At 67.1% G+C, this 17,331-nt stretch carries 13 protein-coding genes; 3 read left to right on the top strand and 10 right to left on the bottom strand.

The genetic code is table 11. The features are described 5' to 3' along the window. Positions 1-13: 13 nt before the first annotated feature. From VF167_11395 to VF167_11385, 3 genes are all read right to left on the bottom strand, one after another. Positions 14-1,141, bottom strand: a complete 1,128-nt coding sequence (locus tag VF167_11395) for a DegT/DnrJ/EryC1/StrS family aminotransferase (protein HEX6926015.1) — start codon at positions 1,139-1,141, stop codon at positions 14-16. A gap of 218 nt (positions 1,142-1,359) precedes the next feature. Beyond that, entirely contained in the window at positions 1,360-3,231 is a 1,872-nt protein-coding gene (locus VF167_11390) for an ABC transporter ATP-binding protein (protein HEX6926014.1), read from the bottom strand. Next, positions 3,228-4,787: a bifunctional response regulator/alkaline phosphatase family protein gene (locus tag VF167_11385; GenBank protein HEX6926013.1), complete on the bottom strand. Its 1,560-nt coding sequence runs from the start codon at positions 4,785-4,787 to the stop codon at positions 3,228-3,230. Before VF167_11385 ends, VF167_11390 begins: the two co-directional genes overlap by 4 nt. Positions 4,788-4,944: 157 nt before the next feature. Here VF167_11385 and VF167_11380 point away from each other — a divergent pair, with 157 nt between their 5' ends. Beyond that, positions 4,945-5,718 (top strand): lipopolysaccharide kinase InaA family protein, encoded by a 774-nt coding sequence (locus VF167_11380; protein ID HEX6926012.1) that lies wholly within the window; start codon positions 4,945-4,947, stop codon positions 5,716-5,718. Here VF167_11380 and VF167_11375 read toward each other — a convergent pair. Both VF167_11375 and VF167_11370 read right to left on the bottom strand, forming a co-directional pair. Continuing rightward, positions 5,676-6,755, bottom strand: coding sequence for a glycosyltransferase family 9 protein (locus VF167_11375; GenBank protein HEX6926011.1), 1,080 nt, complete (start codon positions 6,753-6,755; stop codon positions 5,676-5,678). The genes VF167_11380 and VF167_11375 overlap by 43 nt on opposite strands. After that, a complete protein-coding gene (locus VF167_11370; GenBank protein HEX6926010.1) occupies positions 6,752-7,822 on the bottom strand; it encodes a glycosyltransferase family 9 protein in 1,071 nt (356 codons plus the stop codon). Before VF167_11370 ends, VF167_11375 begins: the two co-directional genes overlap by 4 nt. Positions 7,823-8,003: 181 nt before the next feature. Between VF167_11370 and VF167_11365 the strand changes: the two genes are divergently transcribed. Continuing rightward, positions 8,004-8,225, top strand: coding sequence for a DUF4254 domain-containing protein (locus tag VF167_11365; protein HEX6926009.1), 222 nt, complete (start codon positions 8,004-8,006; stop codon positions 8,223-8,225). Further along, complete coding sequence (locus tag VF167_11360) at positions 8,218-8,496, top strand: DUF4254 domain-containing protein (protein HEX6926008.1); 279 nt, start codon at positions 8,218-8,220, stop codon at positions 8,494-8,496. The genes VF167_11365 and VF167_11360 overlap by 8 nt, the downstream gene beginning before the upstream one ends. Before the next feature lie 86 nt (positions 8,497-8,582). On the opposite strand, the gene VF167_11355 is transcribed toward VF167_11360, so the two are convergent. The 5 genes from VF167_11355 to VF167_11335 all read right to left on the bottom strand — a co-directional run bounded on the left by VF167_11355 (position 8,583) and on the right by VF167_11335 (position 17,086). After that, positions 8,583-12,266 (bottom strand): M1 family aminopeptidase, encoded by a 3,684-nt coding sequence (locus VF167_11355; GenBank protein ID HEX6926007.1) that lies wholly within the window; start codon positions 12,264-12,266, stop codon positions 8,583-8,585. Continuing rightward, positions 12,263-13,198 carry an ABC transporter ATP-binding protein gene (locus tag VF167_11350; protein ID HEX6926006.1) on the bottom strand — a complete coding sequence of 312 codons (936 nt, stop codon included), beginning with the start codon at positions 13,196-13,198 and terminating at the stop codon, positions 12,263-12,265. Before VF167_11350 ends, VF167_11355 begins: the two co-directional genes overlap by 4 nt. A 243-nt stretch (positions 13,199-13,441) precedes the next feature. Then, on the bottom strand, positions 13,442-14,218 hold the full coding sequence (locus VF167_11345; GenBank protein HEX6926005.1) for a hypothetical protein: 777 nt from the start codon (positions 14,216-14,218) through the stop codon (positions 13,442-13,444). 83 nt (positions 14,219-14,301) lie between these two features. Beyond that, positions 14,302-15,810 (bottom strand): histidine ammonia-lyase, encoded by a 1,509-nt coding sequence (gene hutH / locus VF167_11340; protein HEX6926004.1) that lies wholly within the window; start codon positions 15,808-15,810, stop codon positions 14,302-14,304. Between the two features lie 124 nt (positions 15,811-15,934). Continuing rightward, complete coding sequence (locus VF167_11335; protein HEX6926003.1) at positions 15,935-17,086, bottom strand: hypothetical protein; 1,152 nt, start codon at positions 17,084-17,086, stop codon at positions 15,935-15,937. Positions 17,087-17,331 lie beyond the last annotated feature (245 nt).

The following is a 17,331-nucleotide window of genomic DNA, read 5'->3' as shown; positions in this document are numbered from 1 at the left end:
TTTCCTGTCTCGCTCAGGCGCCGAAGAAGCTTCGGATCGAATCCGCGACGTACTCCCGCTCCTCTTCCCTCAGCTCGGGGAAGACCGGAAGCGACAATACCTCGCGGCTCGCCTGCTCGGCGTGGGGGAACTCCCCTTCGCGGTGACCCAGGTAGGCGAAGCATTCCTGCAGGTGGAGGGGGAGCGGGTAGTAGATCGCCGACCCCACACCCCGTTCGCGCAGGTGTGCGACGAGCGCGTCGCGACGCCCGTCGAGCACCCGGATGGTGTACTGGTTGTAGATCGCCTCGTTCTCTGGGCGCACGGTCGGCGTCCGGACGCCCTCGAGCCCGGCTAGAGCTTCGTCGTAGAACTGCGCGTTGCGGCGTCGCGCCTCGCTCCAGGCCTGCAGCGAGGGCAGCTTGACCGCGAGGACGGCGGCCTGGAGGGCGTCGAGCCGGGAGTTGTAGCCGACCTCCTCGTGGTGGTACATCTGCCGCCCCCCGTGAACGCGGAGACGCTTGAGGCGTTCCGCCACCTCCTGGCGGGGCGTGACGATCATCCCCCCGTCGCCGAACCCGCCGAGGTTCTTCGAGGGAAAGAAGGAGAAAGCGCAAGCGTCGCCGAGGGTACCGGCGGTGATCCAGCTCCCGTCGGGGCGGCGCTGACGCGCCCCGATGGCCTGCGCGGCATCCTCGATCAGGCCGATGCCAGCCCGATCGGCGAGCGAACGGAAGGCGGTCATGTCCGCCATCTGCCCGAACAGGTGCACCGGGATCATCGCCCGGGTCGCGGAGGTCACCGCGGCGGCGGCCGCCTCGGGGTCCAGGTTGAAGGTGTCCGGCTGGATGTCGGCAAATACCGGCCGCGCGCCCACGTTGTGGATCGCGCCGGCAGTGGCGAAGAAGGTGAAAGGCGTGGTCACCACCTCGTCCCCCGGCTTCACGTCCAGCGCCCGCAGCGACAGCAGCAGCGCGTCGGTGCCGCTCGCGCACCCCACCGCGTGGTGCACTCCCAGGGTCTCCTCCACCTGCCGCTCAAAGGCCTCCACCCGCGGCCCGAGGATGAAGTGCTGGGACTTCACCACCCCCGAGATCGCCTGGTCGATCTGCGCAGCGATCGTCTGGTACTGCCGCGTCAGGTCCAGCAACGGAACTTGCATGAGCGTCCTTGATTCAGGCTTTGTAGTTCGAGTCGTGAGCGCGGATGTCCTAAGACCGTGGTGCGCAGGCGCCGGGCCGTTCCGGACGCCCGTTCCGCATCCTTGTCAATCCCGCGAGGAATTTCGCGGCGACTATGCGTCGCGGCCCCCCGGAAAACGGCACCGGACTGGCCTGTCGGGGCGCCCCCTGGTGGGCGCCCGCACGCCGACCTTGCGGCTTAATGCCGTCCGGGAACCTCAGTTTCTGCCGGCTGCTGTTCCTCGGAGGCGGCAAACTGCAAGCGGTACAGCCGGTGGTACACGCCCTCGAGCGCCAGCAACTCGTCGTGCGTCCCGCGCTCCACGATCCGCCCCCCTTCCAGAACGACGATCTGGTCGGCACGTCGCACGGTGGAGAGGCGGTGGGCGATCACCACCACGGTGCGGTTGTGCACCAGCTCCTCGATCGCCTGCTGCACCAGCAGCTCGCTTTCCGTGTCCAGGGCACTGGTCGCCTCGTCCAGGATCAGGATGGGCGGATTGCGGAAGAGTGCCCGCGCGATGGCGATGCGCTGGCGCTGGCCGCCCGATAGCCGCACCCCGCGCTCGCCGATCACGGTGTCGTAGCCGTCCGGCATCTCCATGATGAAATCGTGGGCGTACGCCGCCCGCGCCGCGGCCTCGACCGCCTCCTGCGAAGGGTTCTCGGTCCCGTAGGCGATGTTCGCCCGCACCGTGTCGTGGAACAGGATGGTTTCCTGGGTGACGATCCCGAGCTGCGCCCGCCACGTCGCAAGCTGCACCTTACGCAGATCGACGCCGTCCACGGTCACTCGCCCCGCAGTGGGATCGTGGAAGCGGGGAATCAGGTCGACCAGGGTGCTCTTCCCCGCCCCACTGGCGCCCACCAGGGCAACCACTTCGCCCGCCGGAATGGTGAGATCGATGTCCCTCAGAACCGGCTCTCCCGGCTGGTACTCGAAGGAAACCCCTTCGAAATGCAGGGCATCGCGGAAGCGCTCGACCGGGTGCGCACCCGGCCGGTCCAGCACCTCGGGGGGCGCGTCCATGATCTCGAAGGCTCGCTCCGCGGCGGCAAGGCCGGGCTGCACGACGGAGGGGAACTGCCCCAGGAACTTGGCCGGCGCCATCAGCTTCATGGCGAAGCCCAGGGAGAGCAGGAAGTACTCCGCCGTCAGCGACTCCTCCTCGAGCACGAGGTAGCTGCCGTACCAGAGCAGCGCCAGCACCGCGACCGCGATCACCATCTCGGTGGCGGGCGGGAAGAACTGCCGCCACCGTTCGTTGCGTACGAAGGCCTTGTAATGCCGCTGGGTGAGCGCGCGGAATCGCCGCGCCTCCCAGGGCTCAGAACCCGACGCCTTCACCAGCCTTATCCCCGAGACTGTCTCCTGCACGTGCGAGGAGAGCTCGCCCACCGCGTCCAGCACCTTCAACACCCCGACCCGCAAGCGCGAGCGGAAGCGCGCCCACAGCCCGACCATGGGGGGAAGCGAGAGCGCCGCCACCAGAGTCAGTTTCCAGGAGAGCAGAAGGAGCGACGTCAGAAGAAAGACGACCTGGATGAACGACGAAACCGCCTTGGCGAGGTTCTGCGTGACCAGAGAGCGAATCTGGTCGACGTCGACGGTGACCCGCGAGATGACCTGACCCGTGCGGGTGCGCTGAAAGTAGGGGAAGCCCAGGCGCAGCAGGTGGTCGTACATCGCGTTGCGCAGGTCGCGGGTCACCCGTCCCTGCACCACCGAGACCGTGTACTGCTGCACGTACAACGCGACGTTCTTGACGAGGTAGACGGCGAAGAGCAGCAGGACCACGTTGCGCAGTGCCTCCATTGGAGGCGCCTGCTCCACCATGTCCGAGACCGCCCACTGGATGAGGTCCCCGATCGCCCCACCGCCCTCCTGCAGCACCTCCACGCCCGGGGTGGTCGCCGCCGCCTCCGATCGGAAGAGCACGGCCAGGAAGGGGGCCAGCAGGATGAAGCTGGAGACGTCGAGCGCGGCGAAGATGGTCATCGCCACGATCGACGCCAGAAAGACCCCGGCGTGGGGCTTGAGAAAGCCCAGGATGCGGAGGTAGAGCTTCATCGCGCCGTCAGCAGCGCAACCGGCAGGATCATCTCCTCCGGGCTCACACCCCCGTGCAGGAAGCTACCTCTATAGCGCGCCTGGTACTGCCGCAGCTTGGTGGGATAGACGAAGAAGGCATCCTCCAGGCCGATCAGGTAGCGCGTGGCCGTGCGCCCGGCCGGGAAGCGGAGGATGCGCTCGTCACCGACGGAGAAGACCAGCGAGGGATCCTGCGCGCGCAGGTCGTCGCCGAACTTGTAGCGCAGATTCTGGGTTGCGTCGCGCTTGGCGTACACCGTCACCGGACGGTGACAGTGGATGGATCCGTGGTCGGTGGTGACCAGCACCGGCACCCCCATGCGCACCGCTTCGCGAATCGCCGTGAGCGCCTGCGAGCGCTCGAACCACTGCCGTGACAGCGCCCGCAGCGCCTCGTTGTCGCGCGCCACTTCGAGCAGGATCGCGGACTCTGAGCGCCCGTGGGTCAGCATGTCGACGAAGTTGAACACCACCGCGGTGACGCCCGGCTGCCCGAGGTAGCCCGGGAGGCGGTGGAGCATCAGCTCGCCGTCGTTGGCGCTGAAGACCTTCTCGTAGTGGATCGGGAGATCCTGTCCGACGAGGCGACGAATCTGGGCGGCGAACAGCTGATCCTCGAAGGTGTTCAATCCGCCCTCACCCTCACGGTCCCACCAGCCGGGGTACGCCTCCGCGATCTCGTCGGGGAACCAGCCGGAGAAGATGGCGTTGCGCGAATAAGGCGTCGCGGAAGGCAGGATCGAGTAGTACAGCGCCTCCTCAACCTCCGCGAAGTTCGCGAGGATCGGCAGGATCGTGCGCCACTGGTCGAGGCGGAGGCAATCCACGATCACGAAGAGGACGCTCCGATTCGATCCCAGCAGCGGAAGCAGGAAGCGTGGGACGAGATCGATGGAGAGCGGAGGGCGATTCGGCGCGCCGTTCACCCATTCGCCGTAGTTCTGCACCACGAATCGGCAGAACTCCCGGCGGAAGTCGTCCAGCAGGGTCTCCAGCGAGGAGAGCAGCCCGGTCTCGCCCGCTTCGCGCAGCCGCAGCTCCCAGTCTACGATCTCGGAGTAGGTCTCGCTCCACTCGCGCCACCCACGCTCCACGCCGCGCTGCGCGTTCAGCTCCCGGAAGCGGAAGGTGAATTCGCGAGCGACGTGCTGCTGTTGGATGGTCTCGCCCTCCAGCAGCCGGGTAACGACGGACAGGACCTGCCGTGGTGAGGTGGGTTTGACCAGGTAGTCGGCGACGCGGCGGCCGATCGCTTCGGTCATGGTGCGATCTTCCTCGCTCTTGGTGACCATGACCACCGGCACCAGCGGATCGATGCGGCGCAGCTCGTCGAACACCTCCATCCCCGAACGTCCCGGCATCTGCTCGTCCAACAGCACCAGGTCGTAGGGGTGGAGACGGATCAGCTCCAGCGCGTCGTCGCCGTTTGCGACCGCGTCAATATGATAGCCCCTCCCCTGCACGAAGAGCAGGTGGGGGCGGAGTAGATCGATCTCATCGTCGACCCAGAGGAGGCGTTTGGAATTCGCGGTCATCGTACGAGGAAGGTAGAGAAATTCAGCGACGGAAGTCAAACCCTCCCTTGGGGAAAGCGGTCCGTCCACTCTGCGGACGCCGAGGCATGCGGCAGGGTCGGCGCCAACGGATTACGTTCCCTCGCCCCGGGCGCCTGAACCGCCTAGCTTGGCAGGCATGCGATGGCGAGCCTATCTGAGCGATCCGGCGCTCCGGGACTTCGAGGCGATCGAGGTGGGCGGGTGGAGAATCCTCGTCCGCTCCGGGTTCCGCTCGTGGGCCGCGGGGGCTGCGAAGGGGGAGCTCGACGCCGCGGCAACGATCGGTGGCGGGCGGGCGGAGCATCCCGTATTCGCGCTTCCGGACGGAGGAGAGGCGGTCTTCCGGCGCTTTCACCGCGGCGGGCTGATGCGTCACCTGAACGGGGACGCATACTTCGCGGGACACCGGGCCTTTGCTGAAGCCAGGGTCACCGCGCGCGCCGCCGCGGCAGGCGTGCGCGTCCCCGAGGTGATCGCCGCGGGAGAGCGACGGAGCGGATTGGCCTATCGGGCGTGGATCGCCACCCGCAGGATCGCGCGCGCGAGCGGCCTGGAGGAGAGACTCGCCACGGCGGGGGCTGCGGGAGCCGAGCGACGCTCGGCCTTGCTGGGCGCGGCTGGCGAGCAGATCGGACGGATGCACGACGCCGGGATCATCCATCCCGACCTGAACCTCCGCAACCTGCTCGTGGTCCAGGACGGCGACGAAGCTCTGACCGTGTACATCATCGACTTCGACCGGGCGGTACTCCTCCCGGCCGCTGCTCCCTCGCGCCAGCGTGCGCGCGAGCTGCTTCGCCTCGCCCGCTCAGCGGCCAAGCTGGGCGTTCCGCTGCGCCCCGAAGATTGGGCAAGCCTGCGGGCCGGCTACGGACCCGCGTGGCCTGCGGACGAGCTACCCCTTCCATAACGCTCGAGGGCCAGCCGGACCCGGTCCATCACCGTCTCTACCTCGATTCGCTCCATCCTGCCGGGCCGGTAGAGCTCATCCACCCCGTAATCCTCCCCGGGATCCCCGAACGCGTCCACCATCAGCTCGCGGAAACGGTACGGTCCGACCCGCTTGGGGTTCGTGTACCCCATCAAGGCGACACTGGGCGTCCCGAGAGCCACGGCCACGTGCAATGGCCCGGTATCGGGAGAGACGACCACGTCCGCCCGATCGAGCAGATAGACCACCCGCCGCAGGTCCCACTCGCGCAGATCCAGCGGCGGATGCCGCGCCAGCTCGCGGATGCGAGCTGCAGCCTCCTCCTCCCGGGCCGATCGCCCTCCCACAATCACCGCCCGTCCGCCCAGCTCTTCCTGCACCCGGTCGGCGAGCGCGGCATAGCGCTCCTCCGGCCACTCCTTGGCGGGACGACTGGTCCCGATCACGATCGCCACCGTCGGACCGGGGTGCGGCGGGAGCAGCGTGGCGTAACGACTCGCCTCCTCAGGCGTGGGACCGAGGCCGCTCCAGTCGAGACGGGTGGGGATGCCAAGGTGCTGCAGGAACTCCAGGTATTGGTCCTGGGTGTGCCCGCGCGGTCGCGGCGCAACCCGCTCGGTGGTGAAGAGCCAGTTGAGGTCGCGCGCCCTCGCCCGGTCGATGCCGATCTTGCGCGGTGCCCGCAGCATCGCCGTGATCAGCCCCGCCTTGAAGTAGTCCTGGAGCGCCAGGACCACGTCGAAGCGGCGCCCGCGCAGCCTCTGGCGCAACTCTAGATAGGCACGCCACCCCTTCTTGCGATCGAAGGGGATGAGCTCGTCCACCCCCGGGTGACCGGCCACCAGACCGAGTGGTCCAGGCTGCACGATCCAGGTAATACGCCCGTCCGGATAGGCGGCTCGTAGCGAGTTCACCACCGGCAGGACGTGCACCACGTCGCCGACCGCCGTCAGCATCACGATGGCGATCTCGAGGGGCGCGCCAGGCCCGCTGCCGGAGCGCTGCTGATCAGTCATTCGTCCGCCGGCACTTCCCGCGGGCTCTCCGGACGGGAGATTCGGTAGCGTTCTCGCCAGAGTCGGACCTTCTCCAGAACGTCCTCCACGCTGACCTTCTCCAGGCCGCCGGGCCGCGTCTCCAGCGAGATCGGGTAATCCTCGCCCGGTTCTCCGTACGCGTCGACCATCAGCTCGCGAAAGCGGTAGGGTCCGGTGCGCTTCGGGTTTCGCCGGGCCATCAACCCGACCACGGGAGTGTTCACCGCCACGGAGATGTGTAGCGGGGCCGAGTTGAGAGAGATGGTCAGCGCCGCGCCCTCGATCAACCACACCATCTCTCGCAGAGACGACCCCAGCATCGACTCGATCGGATGGGTCGCTACCTCGCGAATGCGCCGCTCGGATTCGAGCTCACGAGGCGATGCTCCCCCGATGAGCACCGGCTGCAGACCGAAGTCGCGGTGGAGGGCGTCGCTCAGTTCTGCCCAGCACACGGGATCCCACTCGCGGCGCGCCTCGCTGCTGCCCACCGCGAGGCACGCGACCGGCCGGTCGTACTTTGCCAACAGCGCCCGCTGCGCCTCTCGTTCGTGCGGCCAGGGTCCCAGCTTCCACTCCACCGGTTCGGCTGAGACACCCAGATACTCGAGGAACTCGAAGTACTGGTCCTGCACGTGCTGCGGCGCATGTGGCGGAATCCGGTGGGTCGTGACCAGCCAGTTGAAGTCACGCGCGCGAGCCCGGTCGAATCCGAGCTTGACCGGCGCGTCGATCAGAGCCGTCACCACGCTGGCCTTGAAGTACACCTGCAGGTCGAGGACGAGGTCGAAGCGGCGCCGCGCGAGCTTCCTGCGCATGTCCCGGTAGGCCCCCAGACCACGGCTGCGCTCGAAGATGATGATTTCGTCCACCTCCGGATGACCGGCGATCATACTCGCCGGTCCCGGTTGCAGGATCCAGGTGAGATGAAGGGTGGGATCGTGTCGCTTAAGGGCGGTCACGACCGGCAGCGCGTGGACGGAGTCGCCGATCGCGCTCATCATCACCAGGCAGACCCGGGCGGAAGGCGGTAGGCGAACGGACATCAGATCCCCGTTGAAGCTTGCTCGAAGCGGGCGGCAGCCCGCGTGACAGGAGGCGGCAAACTGCCCGGGTCGAAGGAGTTCGGCAAGCCCGCGCTGCGGTGGCGAGGTCGCCCGGATCCACCTACCTTTGGCCAGCCGCAGGGTCGGCAACGAACACCCCCGAACGAGGAACGAGGCACAAATGAAGGAGGCGATCGGTTCCCTCGTATCCCAGCTCGCGCAGACGAACGTCGAGCTCTGGCACGAAGAGGACAAGGCGAGGGTGGACGACGATCACGTGGTCGCCGCCGCCAAGCGCAACATCGATCGACTGAACCAGAAGCGGAACGACCTCATCGAGCGGATCGATGAGGCCGTGATGGAAGCGGTTCGGACTGCCGCGGGAGGCGCGGCGCGTGGCTGAGACGGTGGGCTCGCTGGTGGACAAGATCAGCATCATGGAGCTGAAGATCTACCACATGCGCGAGCAGGTCAGGCGTGCTGACGTGACCGAGGATTTCCGCAGGGAAGCGGAACACCGGGTGAGCGTCCTGCAACAGCAGCGCGACGATCTCGCCGAGGAGCTCACCCAGCTGCTCGACGACATCGCCGCGGGCAGAGTCGTGCCGAAGGTCTATCGGCAGTACAAGATGTACAACGATCCGAAGTACCGGACCCCCCCACCTGCTAGCTGAACCCTCTCGGAGCCGCTCTTATGCCGGGGAGCGCGATGCCCCGTAGCGGTACTCCGGCGGCTAGCCGTCCGTCGGAGCCGGTAGCTTCACGATCCCCGTCGTACGGCCACCACGTTGTCGTCCCGGTTCCGGTCGATCAGCTTATTGTACGGATCGATCCCCGCCCGGGCCGGCAGGGAGTCGACGCGCACGGTGATGGTCTGCGCTCCCGGCCCGATCCAGTGCTTGCCCAGATAGAGCTCGGATCCGAGGCGCGTTCCTCCCTCGGGGTGAGCGGCGAACACCCCGATATCCACGAGATCCCTCATGGCCACCTCGGATTCGTTCCCGAGGCTGTCCGCGTGGAGCTTACGTCCCTCTACCTGCAGCGTAACCTCGTACCCGCCGCCCTCCAGCTCGGTCACCGCCGCCTGGCGCGCCCGGTTGTCGTAGAGGGTGATGTGCTCGAAGAAGTCCTCGAGCATGGGTCGAATCGAGTCGGGCGTTGCCGCCTGAAGGTGCCGGTAGAGCTCCAGTGAGGTGGTGTACGGCGGCTGCTGGAACTTCACCTCCTCGAGGTAGTCGCGCAGGGCGGCGTTGAGCGCCTCCTCGCCGATGAGGTCACGCAGGGCGTACATCACCACCGCTCCCTTGTTGTAGTGGATGTACCCCTGCCCCTCCACCCGCAGCAGCGGCAGCTCCTTCTTCTGCTCGAAGCCACGCCCCTGCAGGTATTCGTCGAGCTCGTAGGCGAGGAAGCGGCGGATCTGATCGCGACCGAACTCCTTCTCCATCACCATCAACGCCGAGTACTGCGAGAGGGTCTCGGACAGGAGCGTTGCCCCCTGCACGTTCCCACCGATGACCTGGTGCGCCCACCACTGGTGCGCGACCTCGTGCGCCGTGACATAGAAGGGGTAGTCGATGTCCTCCTCCTCGTCCTTGACGCGCGCGATGAAGCCGATCCCTTCCGAATACGGCACCGTGTTCGGGAACGACTGCGCGAAGGTCTGGTAGCGCGGGAACTCCAGAATTCGGAGCTGCCGGTGCTGGTAGGGACCGAACTCGCGCGTGAAGTAGTCGAGGGACTTCTTCACCGCGTCGATCATCCGGTCCACGTTGAATTCATGGCCGGGATGATGATAGACCTCGATGGTCACCGGCTGCGCCGTGCCGTCGGCCGGAATCCAGCGATCGCGCTTGACCACGTACCTGGCCGAGAGGACCGAGTACATGTTGAGGATGGGCGCGTCCATCTCGTAGCGGAAATACCGGCGCGGGGCGCGTCCCGAGCCTGGCGGCGGATTCTCCACCCACTCCCGCTCGAGGTATCCCGGAGCGAGGGCGATCTGATCCGGCGACGTACCGACCGTCACGGCAAAGTCGATCCAGTCGGCGTCGCGCGAGATGTAGTTGTTGCGGATCGCCAGCGTGTCCTCCAGCGGCGCAACCCGTTCCTTCGGCTCGAGCCCGTATTTGCGCCGCACCTCGTCGCTAGACAGCTCCAGCTCCGGGTCGTACCCGAAGGACGGCAACAGACCGCTGTTGAAGAAGGTGCCGTTCTCGACCAGCTCCAGGAAATCCTCGCTGTTCGCGAAGCCCTCCACCCCGAAGGAGAGCGCGAACTCGAGCCGGGCCGAGTCTCCGGGCAGCAGCGGACTGCCCAGCGTGAAGATGTGGTAGCCGAGCCTCCGGTCTCGCAGCGCTTGCTCGGCCGGTCGATCGAATTCCATCCGCTCGATGTCGACCTCGCTCGGCAGGAGGATGTGGACCGAGTCGATCGGCTGGTCCGTGCGGTTGACCAGGCGGTAGGTCCCGCTCACTTCGGCGTGCCGCTGCTCGGGGTAGAGCTCTACCTGCAGGTCGACACCCGTGACGCGGGGCTGCGCGATCCCCTCGAAGCGCTTGAACTCCCGCTCATACTCCGCCGCGGCGACCTCGCCGTCGTGGCTCGTCCGGTAGCTGTTCAGGATGTTCGTGTTGTAGAACACGAATCCCCCGAAGCCCAGGATCAACAGAGACGCCACCGCCGTGGCCACCGCGGCGGGACGCCGGAACCGCAGGCGAGCGAGGCGCAGTCTCCAGCTGGCCGTGCTCTCCTCTCCCCGTACCCAGAAAAGGTTCGAGGCTAGGGCGAGCAGGATCGCCCACCCGAGCCAGTACCCCTTCAGCCAGAAGAAGCGCTCAGGGAACGGGCCGAACCCGTTCATGTCCGAGTAGGTGCCGGTGCTCCCCGAGTTGTAGCGGTAGAGGGTGTGCTCGAGCCCCAGCTCGGGCATGAATCCGGTGAACACGAGCAGGAGCACCACGATCAGGTGGGCGACGTATTTATGGTTCGCCAGCACGTGCACCACCATCACGAAGACGCTCAGCAGGAGGAAGTTCACCAGCTCCATCCCCAGCAGCGACTTCAGGTACAGCCCCGGCTCGAGCCGCGTGTAACCTTCCGCGAGCTGAATGGCCATACCGGTCAGCATCACCACCAGCTGCAGCACGATTATCATCAACGCGAGGCCGGTCCACTTCGCCGCAAGGGGCACCCAGTCGCGCACCGGGGTAGCATCGACCACCTGGTGAATCCCCGCCTCTCGCTCCGCCCACACCAGGTCGCCGGCGTAGAGGGTGATGATGACCAGCATGAAGATCCAGAAGTTGGCACCCAGGATCTCCAGCATGGCATAGGTGACCGGCCAGGTGACCGTGCCGTACATGTCCTGGAGGATGCGCGACATCAGGATCATGAAGAGCACGCCACCACCCACGATGGCGAAGAAGTACCGGTTCCGGACGATCCCCCAGAACGACTGCCGGGCGATGGACCAGAACTGCACGAGCGCCACCAACGCTCCCCGGCGCGGGGCCACGGCAGGCACGCGCAGGGGCCGCTCTTCAGTACCGCCACGAACGGTCTCCACCGTCGTCTCGATGGCCTTCCGTCGCCGTCGCCAGCGGGGCGCGCTGGCCTCGTGGGCGAAGCGGAACCGCGCGAAAGCAACCGCCAGCATCAGCAACCCCACGCCCACCCAGACCAGCCGATTCGCCAGCAGCAGCCCCTCCAGGGGAGCCAGCAGCGTGTTTTTCTCGGCCGGCGTCCAGTAGCGCGCGACCAGCTCGTAGGGGCCAAAGCCGAAGGCGTCGAGCATGCCCACCATGCGATCGTTCTCGATCCCCTGCAGGTACTCGCCCGCCACCGTGTAGCCGATGAGCAGGAAGATGCCGCCCACATAGTTGGGCAGCATCCGGCGCGTGAGGGCGGCCAGGGCGAAGAAGATCGCGGCGGTGAAGACGAGGTTGGGGAAGAGGAAGACGAAGAACGGGTTGACGTAGGCTCCCAGATCGAACCCGCCGAAGCGTTGCCGGTCGAGGTAGGGCATGGCGCTGCCCAGCGCGAGCCCCAGGGGGATGCTCGCGAGGATGAAAGCGTTGACCAGCAGCACGCCCGTGAAGCGGCCGCCCAGATATTGAACCCGGGACACGGGGGTAGTGAAGAAGAGCGGATACGCCCCTGTATCGAAATCCCGGCAGATTGCGCTTCCCACCAGCGCGGCGGTCACCAACACCGCAAACAGCGAGATAGCGCCACTCAGCTGGGCGACCGCGTAGGGGGAGTCCACGTGGACGTTCCCCCCGCTGCCCCCGAAGCCGACCTGCACCGAATCCCAGGCGCCTCCCGCGAGCTGGACGAGGAGAAACGCGACGAGGAAGAACACCCCGAAGTAGACCCAGGTCGAGATCCGGCGCAGGTAGTAGCGGAGCTCGAAGCGTACGATCCCGGCGTACGCTCCTGTCATCCGGCCACCTCCGGCACCACCAGCTCGGCCTGAGGAAAGGGTAGCCCTTCGATCGCTGTGAAGTAGACGTCCTCGAGGTCGGGTTCGACCGCCTCGAAGCGCGGATCCGGCGCGTTCTCCGAGTACACGTGAATCACGGTGCGCCCGGCCAGCAGGCGGCTGGAGATGACCCGATAGTCGCGCTGGTAGTCGGACAGGTCCGCGCGGTCGATCATCGTGCGCCAGATCCGGCCGCGCAGCGCCTGCATCGCCGCCAGCGGCTCAGCCTCGAGCAGGATCTCACCGCGGTTGATGATGGCCATGCGGCTGCAGAGCTCAGCGACGTCCTCCACTATGTGGGTCGAGAGTATGACGATCGCGTTCTCGCCCAGCTCGCTCAGCAGGTTGAGGAAGCGGACCCGCTCCGCGGGGTCGAGCCCGGCCGTCGGCTCGTCTACGATGATGAGCTGCGGGCGGGCCAGCAGGGCGACGGCGATGCCGAAGCGCTGCCGCATCCCCCCGGAGAAGCCGCCCAGGTGCTTGTTGCGCGCCTCCCAGAGATTGGTCTGCTGCAACAGCGCCTCGACCGTGTCCTTGCGCTCCCCGCGGCGGGTAATGCCCTTGAGGACCGCGAAGTGATCGAGGAGGTCGTAGGCGCTGACCTTGGGGTAGACCCCGAACTCCTGGGGAAGGTATCCCAGCGTGCGGCGCACCTCCTCCTTCTGCCGCAACACGTCCAGCCCCTGGCCCGGGCCACCCTCGGGGTCGCCCAGGAACACGCTCCCGGAATCGGGCTCCTGCAGCGTGGCGAGCGTGCGCATCAGGGTGGACTTGCCCGCGCCGTTGGGCCCCAGCAGGCCGAACATCCCTTGGGGGATGCTCAGCGACACGTTCCTGAGCGCATGGACCCCGTTGGGGTAGGTCTTGGAAAGGTTGCGGATGGTGAGGTGCATCTGGGAATTTTGGGGAGAAGCTAGAAGTTGGGAAAAGCTAGGAGAAGAAGCTAGAAGCTAGAAGTTAGAAGCTAGAATCGGCATTCTCCTGACTTTCCATTCCATCCCGGGTTCCTGGGACGAACGGGGGAGCGCGTCCCGCGGGGAAGGAGGAATGCCACAACTTCTCCTTCTGACGCCCCCCGGTCTCCTGGCTTCCTCTCCGCGGAATCTTCTAGCTCCTCCGACCTCCTCCACTTCCACTCAAAGAATTATCTCAAACGGATACCACGCTGCGACCGGCTGCCCCCCGCGGCGGGCGGGCTCGAAGACCCAGTCGGAAACGGTCTGGCGAAGCCGGTTGTTGTAGCGGCCGTCGCTGGTGGGCGGGTCGAGCCGGGTCGAATCGGCGACCACCCGGCCGTTGGGGGTCACGAAGACCCAGACGGTGATCTCCTGACCCCTGGCGCTGGCGGGTCGGCCTGCCGGAGGGATCAGGATCCCCCTCGGCCGCGGCGCGATCAACCCCGCGTCACCGCTCTCGTCGGCGCCACCGCCGCCCTCGCCCGTCCCGGTTGCCGTCCCGGCGCCGGTCGCGGTGCCGCTCTCCCCTCCGGTCCCCGCCTCGCCCACGCCCGGCATCGACACCTCCACGCTCGCCGTCGGAATCTCCGGGGCGGGCACCTCCGGCTCGACCTCCGGCTCCGGAACGGGCTCAGGCTCCGGCACAGGAACCGGAACCGGCTCGACCGGCACGGCCGCCACCTCGGTCGGCACCTCGGGGTTGCGAATGTCGACCATCGTCAGCCCCCCATCGCCCCCCGCCGCCGCTCGATAGTCGCCCCGATTCGGCCCCGCGGCCGTAAACGGGCTCGGGGGCAACACGGTCGATCGGACGGAGAAGAGAACGGCGATGTGGAGGATGGCGGCGACTACCAGACCCACCGTGAGTGCGCGGCGCCAGCGTCGCTCTTCCCGTTCCGTGGCACGGGTGTACCCGACCGACTTCCCGGCCAACTCCAGTTGCTCAGAGACTGCCATGCCGTTTCCCCGACTCGCGATGCTCTCGCCCGCCGCGGCGGGCTGCTCGCGTAGTTGTAGCTTCGGCAGGAAGCGAAGTTCCCTCAATCGATCGCGGCGAAAACACCTTCGCGCACCATCGCCGCGGCTGTCGATATGTCCGCAGCCAGCACCCGGTCTTCTTCCAGGGGCGGGATCCTGCTGCGAAGGAGCTCGTACGCCGCCGCGACTCCGGCTCCGGGACGCAGAGGCCGAAGAAACTCGAGCGCCTGCGCAGCGCAGATCAGTTCGATCGCCAACACCGCCTCAGCGTTGGCCACGACCTGCCTCGCCTTCCTCGCCGCGGCGGCTCCCATCGAGACATGATCTTCCTTGCTCGCCCCGGTCGGGATCGAGTCGATGCTCGCCGGATGTGCCAGCACCTTGGATTCGCTCACCAAGGAGGCCGCGGTGATCTGCGCCACCATCAGACCCGAGCGCACGCCCGCCTCCCGAGTCAGGAAGGCAGGCAGGTCCGACAGGTCCGGATTTACCAGTCGCTCGATTCGCCGCTCGCTGATGGAGGCGAGGTCGGTCAGCGCCATCGCCAACAGATCGAGAGCCTGGGCGACGATCTGGCCGTGGAAGTTGCCGCCGCTCAGGACCGGACCATCTTCCTCGTCCGGGAAGATGAGCGGATTGTCGGTCGCGCTGTTGACCTCCACCTCGAGCACGGAGCGGACGTAGGCCAGCGCGGAGCGCGCGGCACCGTGCACCTGCGGCATGCAGCGGAGGGCATAGGCGTCCTGGACTCGCGGATCGTTGTGCCGGTGCGACTCGCGAATCTCGCTCCCGCGCAGGAGCGAACGCAGCCGGTCCGCGCTCGCGATCTGACCCGGGTGCGGGCGGACGCGCTGCAGCGCGGGATGGAACGCATCGGGGGTCCCGCGCAGCCCCTCGAGCGACATCGCCCCGGCCACCTCGGCGGTCTTCACCAACCGCTCCGCCCGCCGGAGCGACAGCGCTCCGATGCCCGTCATCACCTGGGTGCCGTTGTTCAGCGCCAGGCCTTCCTTGGCTCCCAGGACGATCGGCTCCAGCCCCACTGACCGCAGGGACTCACTCCCCGTGAGTACCCGTCCACCGACTTCGGCCTCCCCCTCCCCCACCAGTACCAGCGCCAGGTGCGAGAGCGGGGCGAGATCCCCGGAGGCGCCGACCGATCCCTGCTCCGGAATCACGGGGTGCACGCCGCGGTTCAGCATCTCGAGCAACAGATCGACCACCTCCGGGCGGATGCCCGAGCACCCCTTCGCGAGCACGTTTGCCCGCAGGAGCATGATGGCCCGAACCTCCTCAGTGGGCAGCGGTGGGCCGAACCCGCAGGCATGGCTACGGATGAGATTGAGCTGCAGCTCGGCGATGCGCTCCCGTGGAATGGCCACGTCCGCGAGGCGTCCGAAACCCGTAGTCACGCCGTACACCACCGCCCCCGACGCCACCGCCTCTTCCACCACCGCCCGCGAGCGCAACATCCGCTCGCGGGCGGTGGTGGAGAGGGTGACGCGCGACTCTTCCCCGCGTGCCACCCGCTCGAGTGCTTCCAGCGTCAGGCTCCCGCCGTCGATCTCCATGGGTCAGCCAACCTCCCACGCGCTGGGGGACAGAGCGAGAGTCGCGCCTCGGACTTCATCAGCGCACCGTACTGCGATCTGCCCAACGTCGATGTGCCGGCCTGCCGGCCGTCGCTCGGACCTATCAGCGCCCCGGCACGAGATCCAGCGACGGCACGTCCGCGCGGGTCTGGTAGGCCCAGTCGAAGACGAGGACCGTGCGTCCCTCGTCGTCTTCCGCCACCCCCTGTACGCGGATCTTGCCGAAATGCGTTTCACCGTCGGCGCGCACCGAGAAGACGTAGGTGTTCCCCGCGGAAACCGCTACCGGATCGCTGCCGAACTCCTCTTCGGCCGGGGCCTCGTCCACGTATTCGCAGTCCGCTTCGCTGCCGGGACCGCAGGTCAGCGAGGTGGTGAAGACTCCCTCGGTCACTCGAGTGTCACCGATCGGCACGATCTGCAGGTTGCCTCCGTTCGCCTCCAGCCGCCACTGCGCGTCGGCGGAGTTCCCCGCGACGATCGGGTTCTCTCCCTCCGATGCGCGGAAGCGGAACCCGCTCGAGGCTGCGTTCTCGGAGAGTGGCCAGATCAGCTCGGAGTGGTAATCGGGCCGCGGGATCGCACTCACGGTCTCGCTGCGGGCGCCCACCTGCCCGCTCTCCGCCACCGGGGCGATCCGATACACGTGGACCTTGCCGTTCTCCGCTCGTGTGTCCACGTAGCCGGTTCCGTCGGTCGCGCCCACCTCGATGAACATCTCCTCATCGTCCACACCTTCCAGAAAGATCCTGTACTTCTCCGCCTCCACGCTCTCCCACTGCAGGTAGACGGCATTGTCGAGCGCTACCGCGCTCAGCTCCGTCGGAGGCTCAGGCGCGGCGTCCGAGGGGACCTGCACCGATTCCGGCGCCGACTCGCCGACTTCGCGATCGGATCGCTCGTCGACGGTTGCCACCAGGTAGTCGTAGGAGCGTCCCGGCTGCACGTTCGTGTCGGTATAGGTGCATCGCCGGTCGGTGCAGGCGGTGACGGTGGCGATCAGGAGGTAGTCGCCTCCACCCGACTCGCGCGAGTAGACGCGGAACACCTCACCATCCCATTCGTCCGGCAACTCCCAGAAGAGCTGCACGGCCAGGCTCCCCACCGGTTCCAGGTCCACCCATCCCTCTTCCACCCATACCGTCTGGATAGAGGTGATCTCCGGATCGAGCTCGCCGGGCCGGACGATGACCGGGTCGTCGTCGCTTTCGCACGCCAAGGCGAGTGGCAGCAACCCCACGAGCGCGAGAACCATCAGGCGAGAGCGAGCAGTGCGCCTGTGAGGCGCGAACGTAGACCTCATCGAGATCCAATCTCCTTGGAGGGTTTCGGGCAGCGATTCGCCGCAAGTCGCTATGGCAAAGGTAGGACCGATCCGACACTCGGCGGCCGGAGGTGAGCGGCACTGCGGAAAACAAGCGGGCGCGCCACGATCTGGTCCTGGCGCGTCACCGGCAGGCGTCGATCACTGTGACAAGCGGTGGACACCTCTACCAGATC

It is taken from the genome of Longimicrobiaceae bacterium (assembly GCA_036375715.1).
GTDB lineage: Bacteria > Gemmatimonadota > Gemmatimonadetes > Longimicrobiales > Longimicrobiaceae > DASVBS01.
Note: the sequence above shows the minus strand (reverse complement) of the source record. Positions and strands in the feature narration are given on the sequence as shown.

Excerpts from the sequence above, each read along its gene's own strand:
- hutH (HEX6926004.1), bottom strand. The coding sequence starts at position 15,810 with ATGGAGATCGACGGCGGGAGCCTGACGCTGGAAGCACTCGAGCGGGTG.
- VF167_11390 (HEX6926014.1), bottom strand. The coding sequence starts at position 3,231 with ATGAAGCTCTACCTCCGCATCCTGGGCTTTCTCAAGCCCCACGCCGGG.
- VF167_11385 (HEX6926013.1), bottom strand. The coding sequence starts at position 4,787 with ATGACCGCGAATTCCAAACGCCTCCTCTGGGTCGACGATGAGATCGAT.
- VF167_11380 (HEX6926012.1), top strand. The coding sequence starts at position 4,945 with ATGCGATGGCGAGCCTATCTGAGCGATCCGGCGCTCCGGGACTTCGAG.
- VF167_11395 (HEX6926015.1), bottom strand. The coding sequence starts at position 1,141 with ATGCAAGTTCCGTTGCTGGACCTGACGCGGCAGTACCAGACGATCGCT.
- VF167_11350 (HEX6926006.1), bottom strand. The coding sequence starts at position 13,198 with ATGCACCTCACCATCCGCAACCTTTCCAAGACCTACCCCAACGGGGTC.
- VF167_11355 (HEX6926007.1), bottom strand. The coding sequence starts at position 12,266 with ATGACAGGAGCGTACGCCGGGATCGTACGCTTCGAGCTCCGCTACTAC.
- VF167_11365 (HEX6926009.1), top strand. The coding sequence starts at position 8,004 with ATGAAGGAGGCGATCGGTTCCCTCGTATCCCAGCTCGCGCAGACGAAC.
- VF167_11370 (HEX6926010.1), bottom strand. The coding sequence starts at position 7,822 with ATGTCCGTTCGCCTACCGCCTTCCGCCCGGGTCTGCCTGGTGATGATG.
- VF167_11335 (HEX6926003.1), bottom strand. The coding sequence starts at position 17,086 with ATGGTTCTCGCGCTCGTGGGGTTGCTGCCACTCGCCTTGGCGTGCGAA.
- VF167_11345 (HEX6926005.1), bottom strand. The coding sequence starts at position 14,218 with ATGGCAGTCTCTGAGCAACTGGAGTTGGCCGGGAAGTCGGTCGGGTAC.
- VF167_11375 (HEX6926011.1), bottom strand. The coding sequence starts at position 6,755 with ATGACTGATCAGCAGCGCTCCGGCAGCGGGCCTGGCGCGCCCCTCGAG.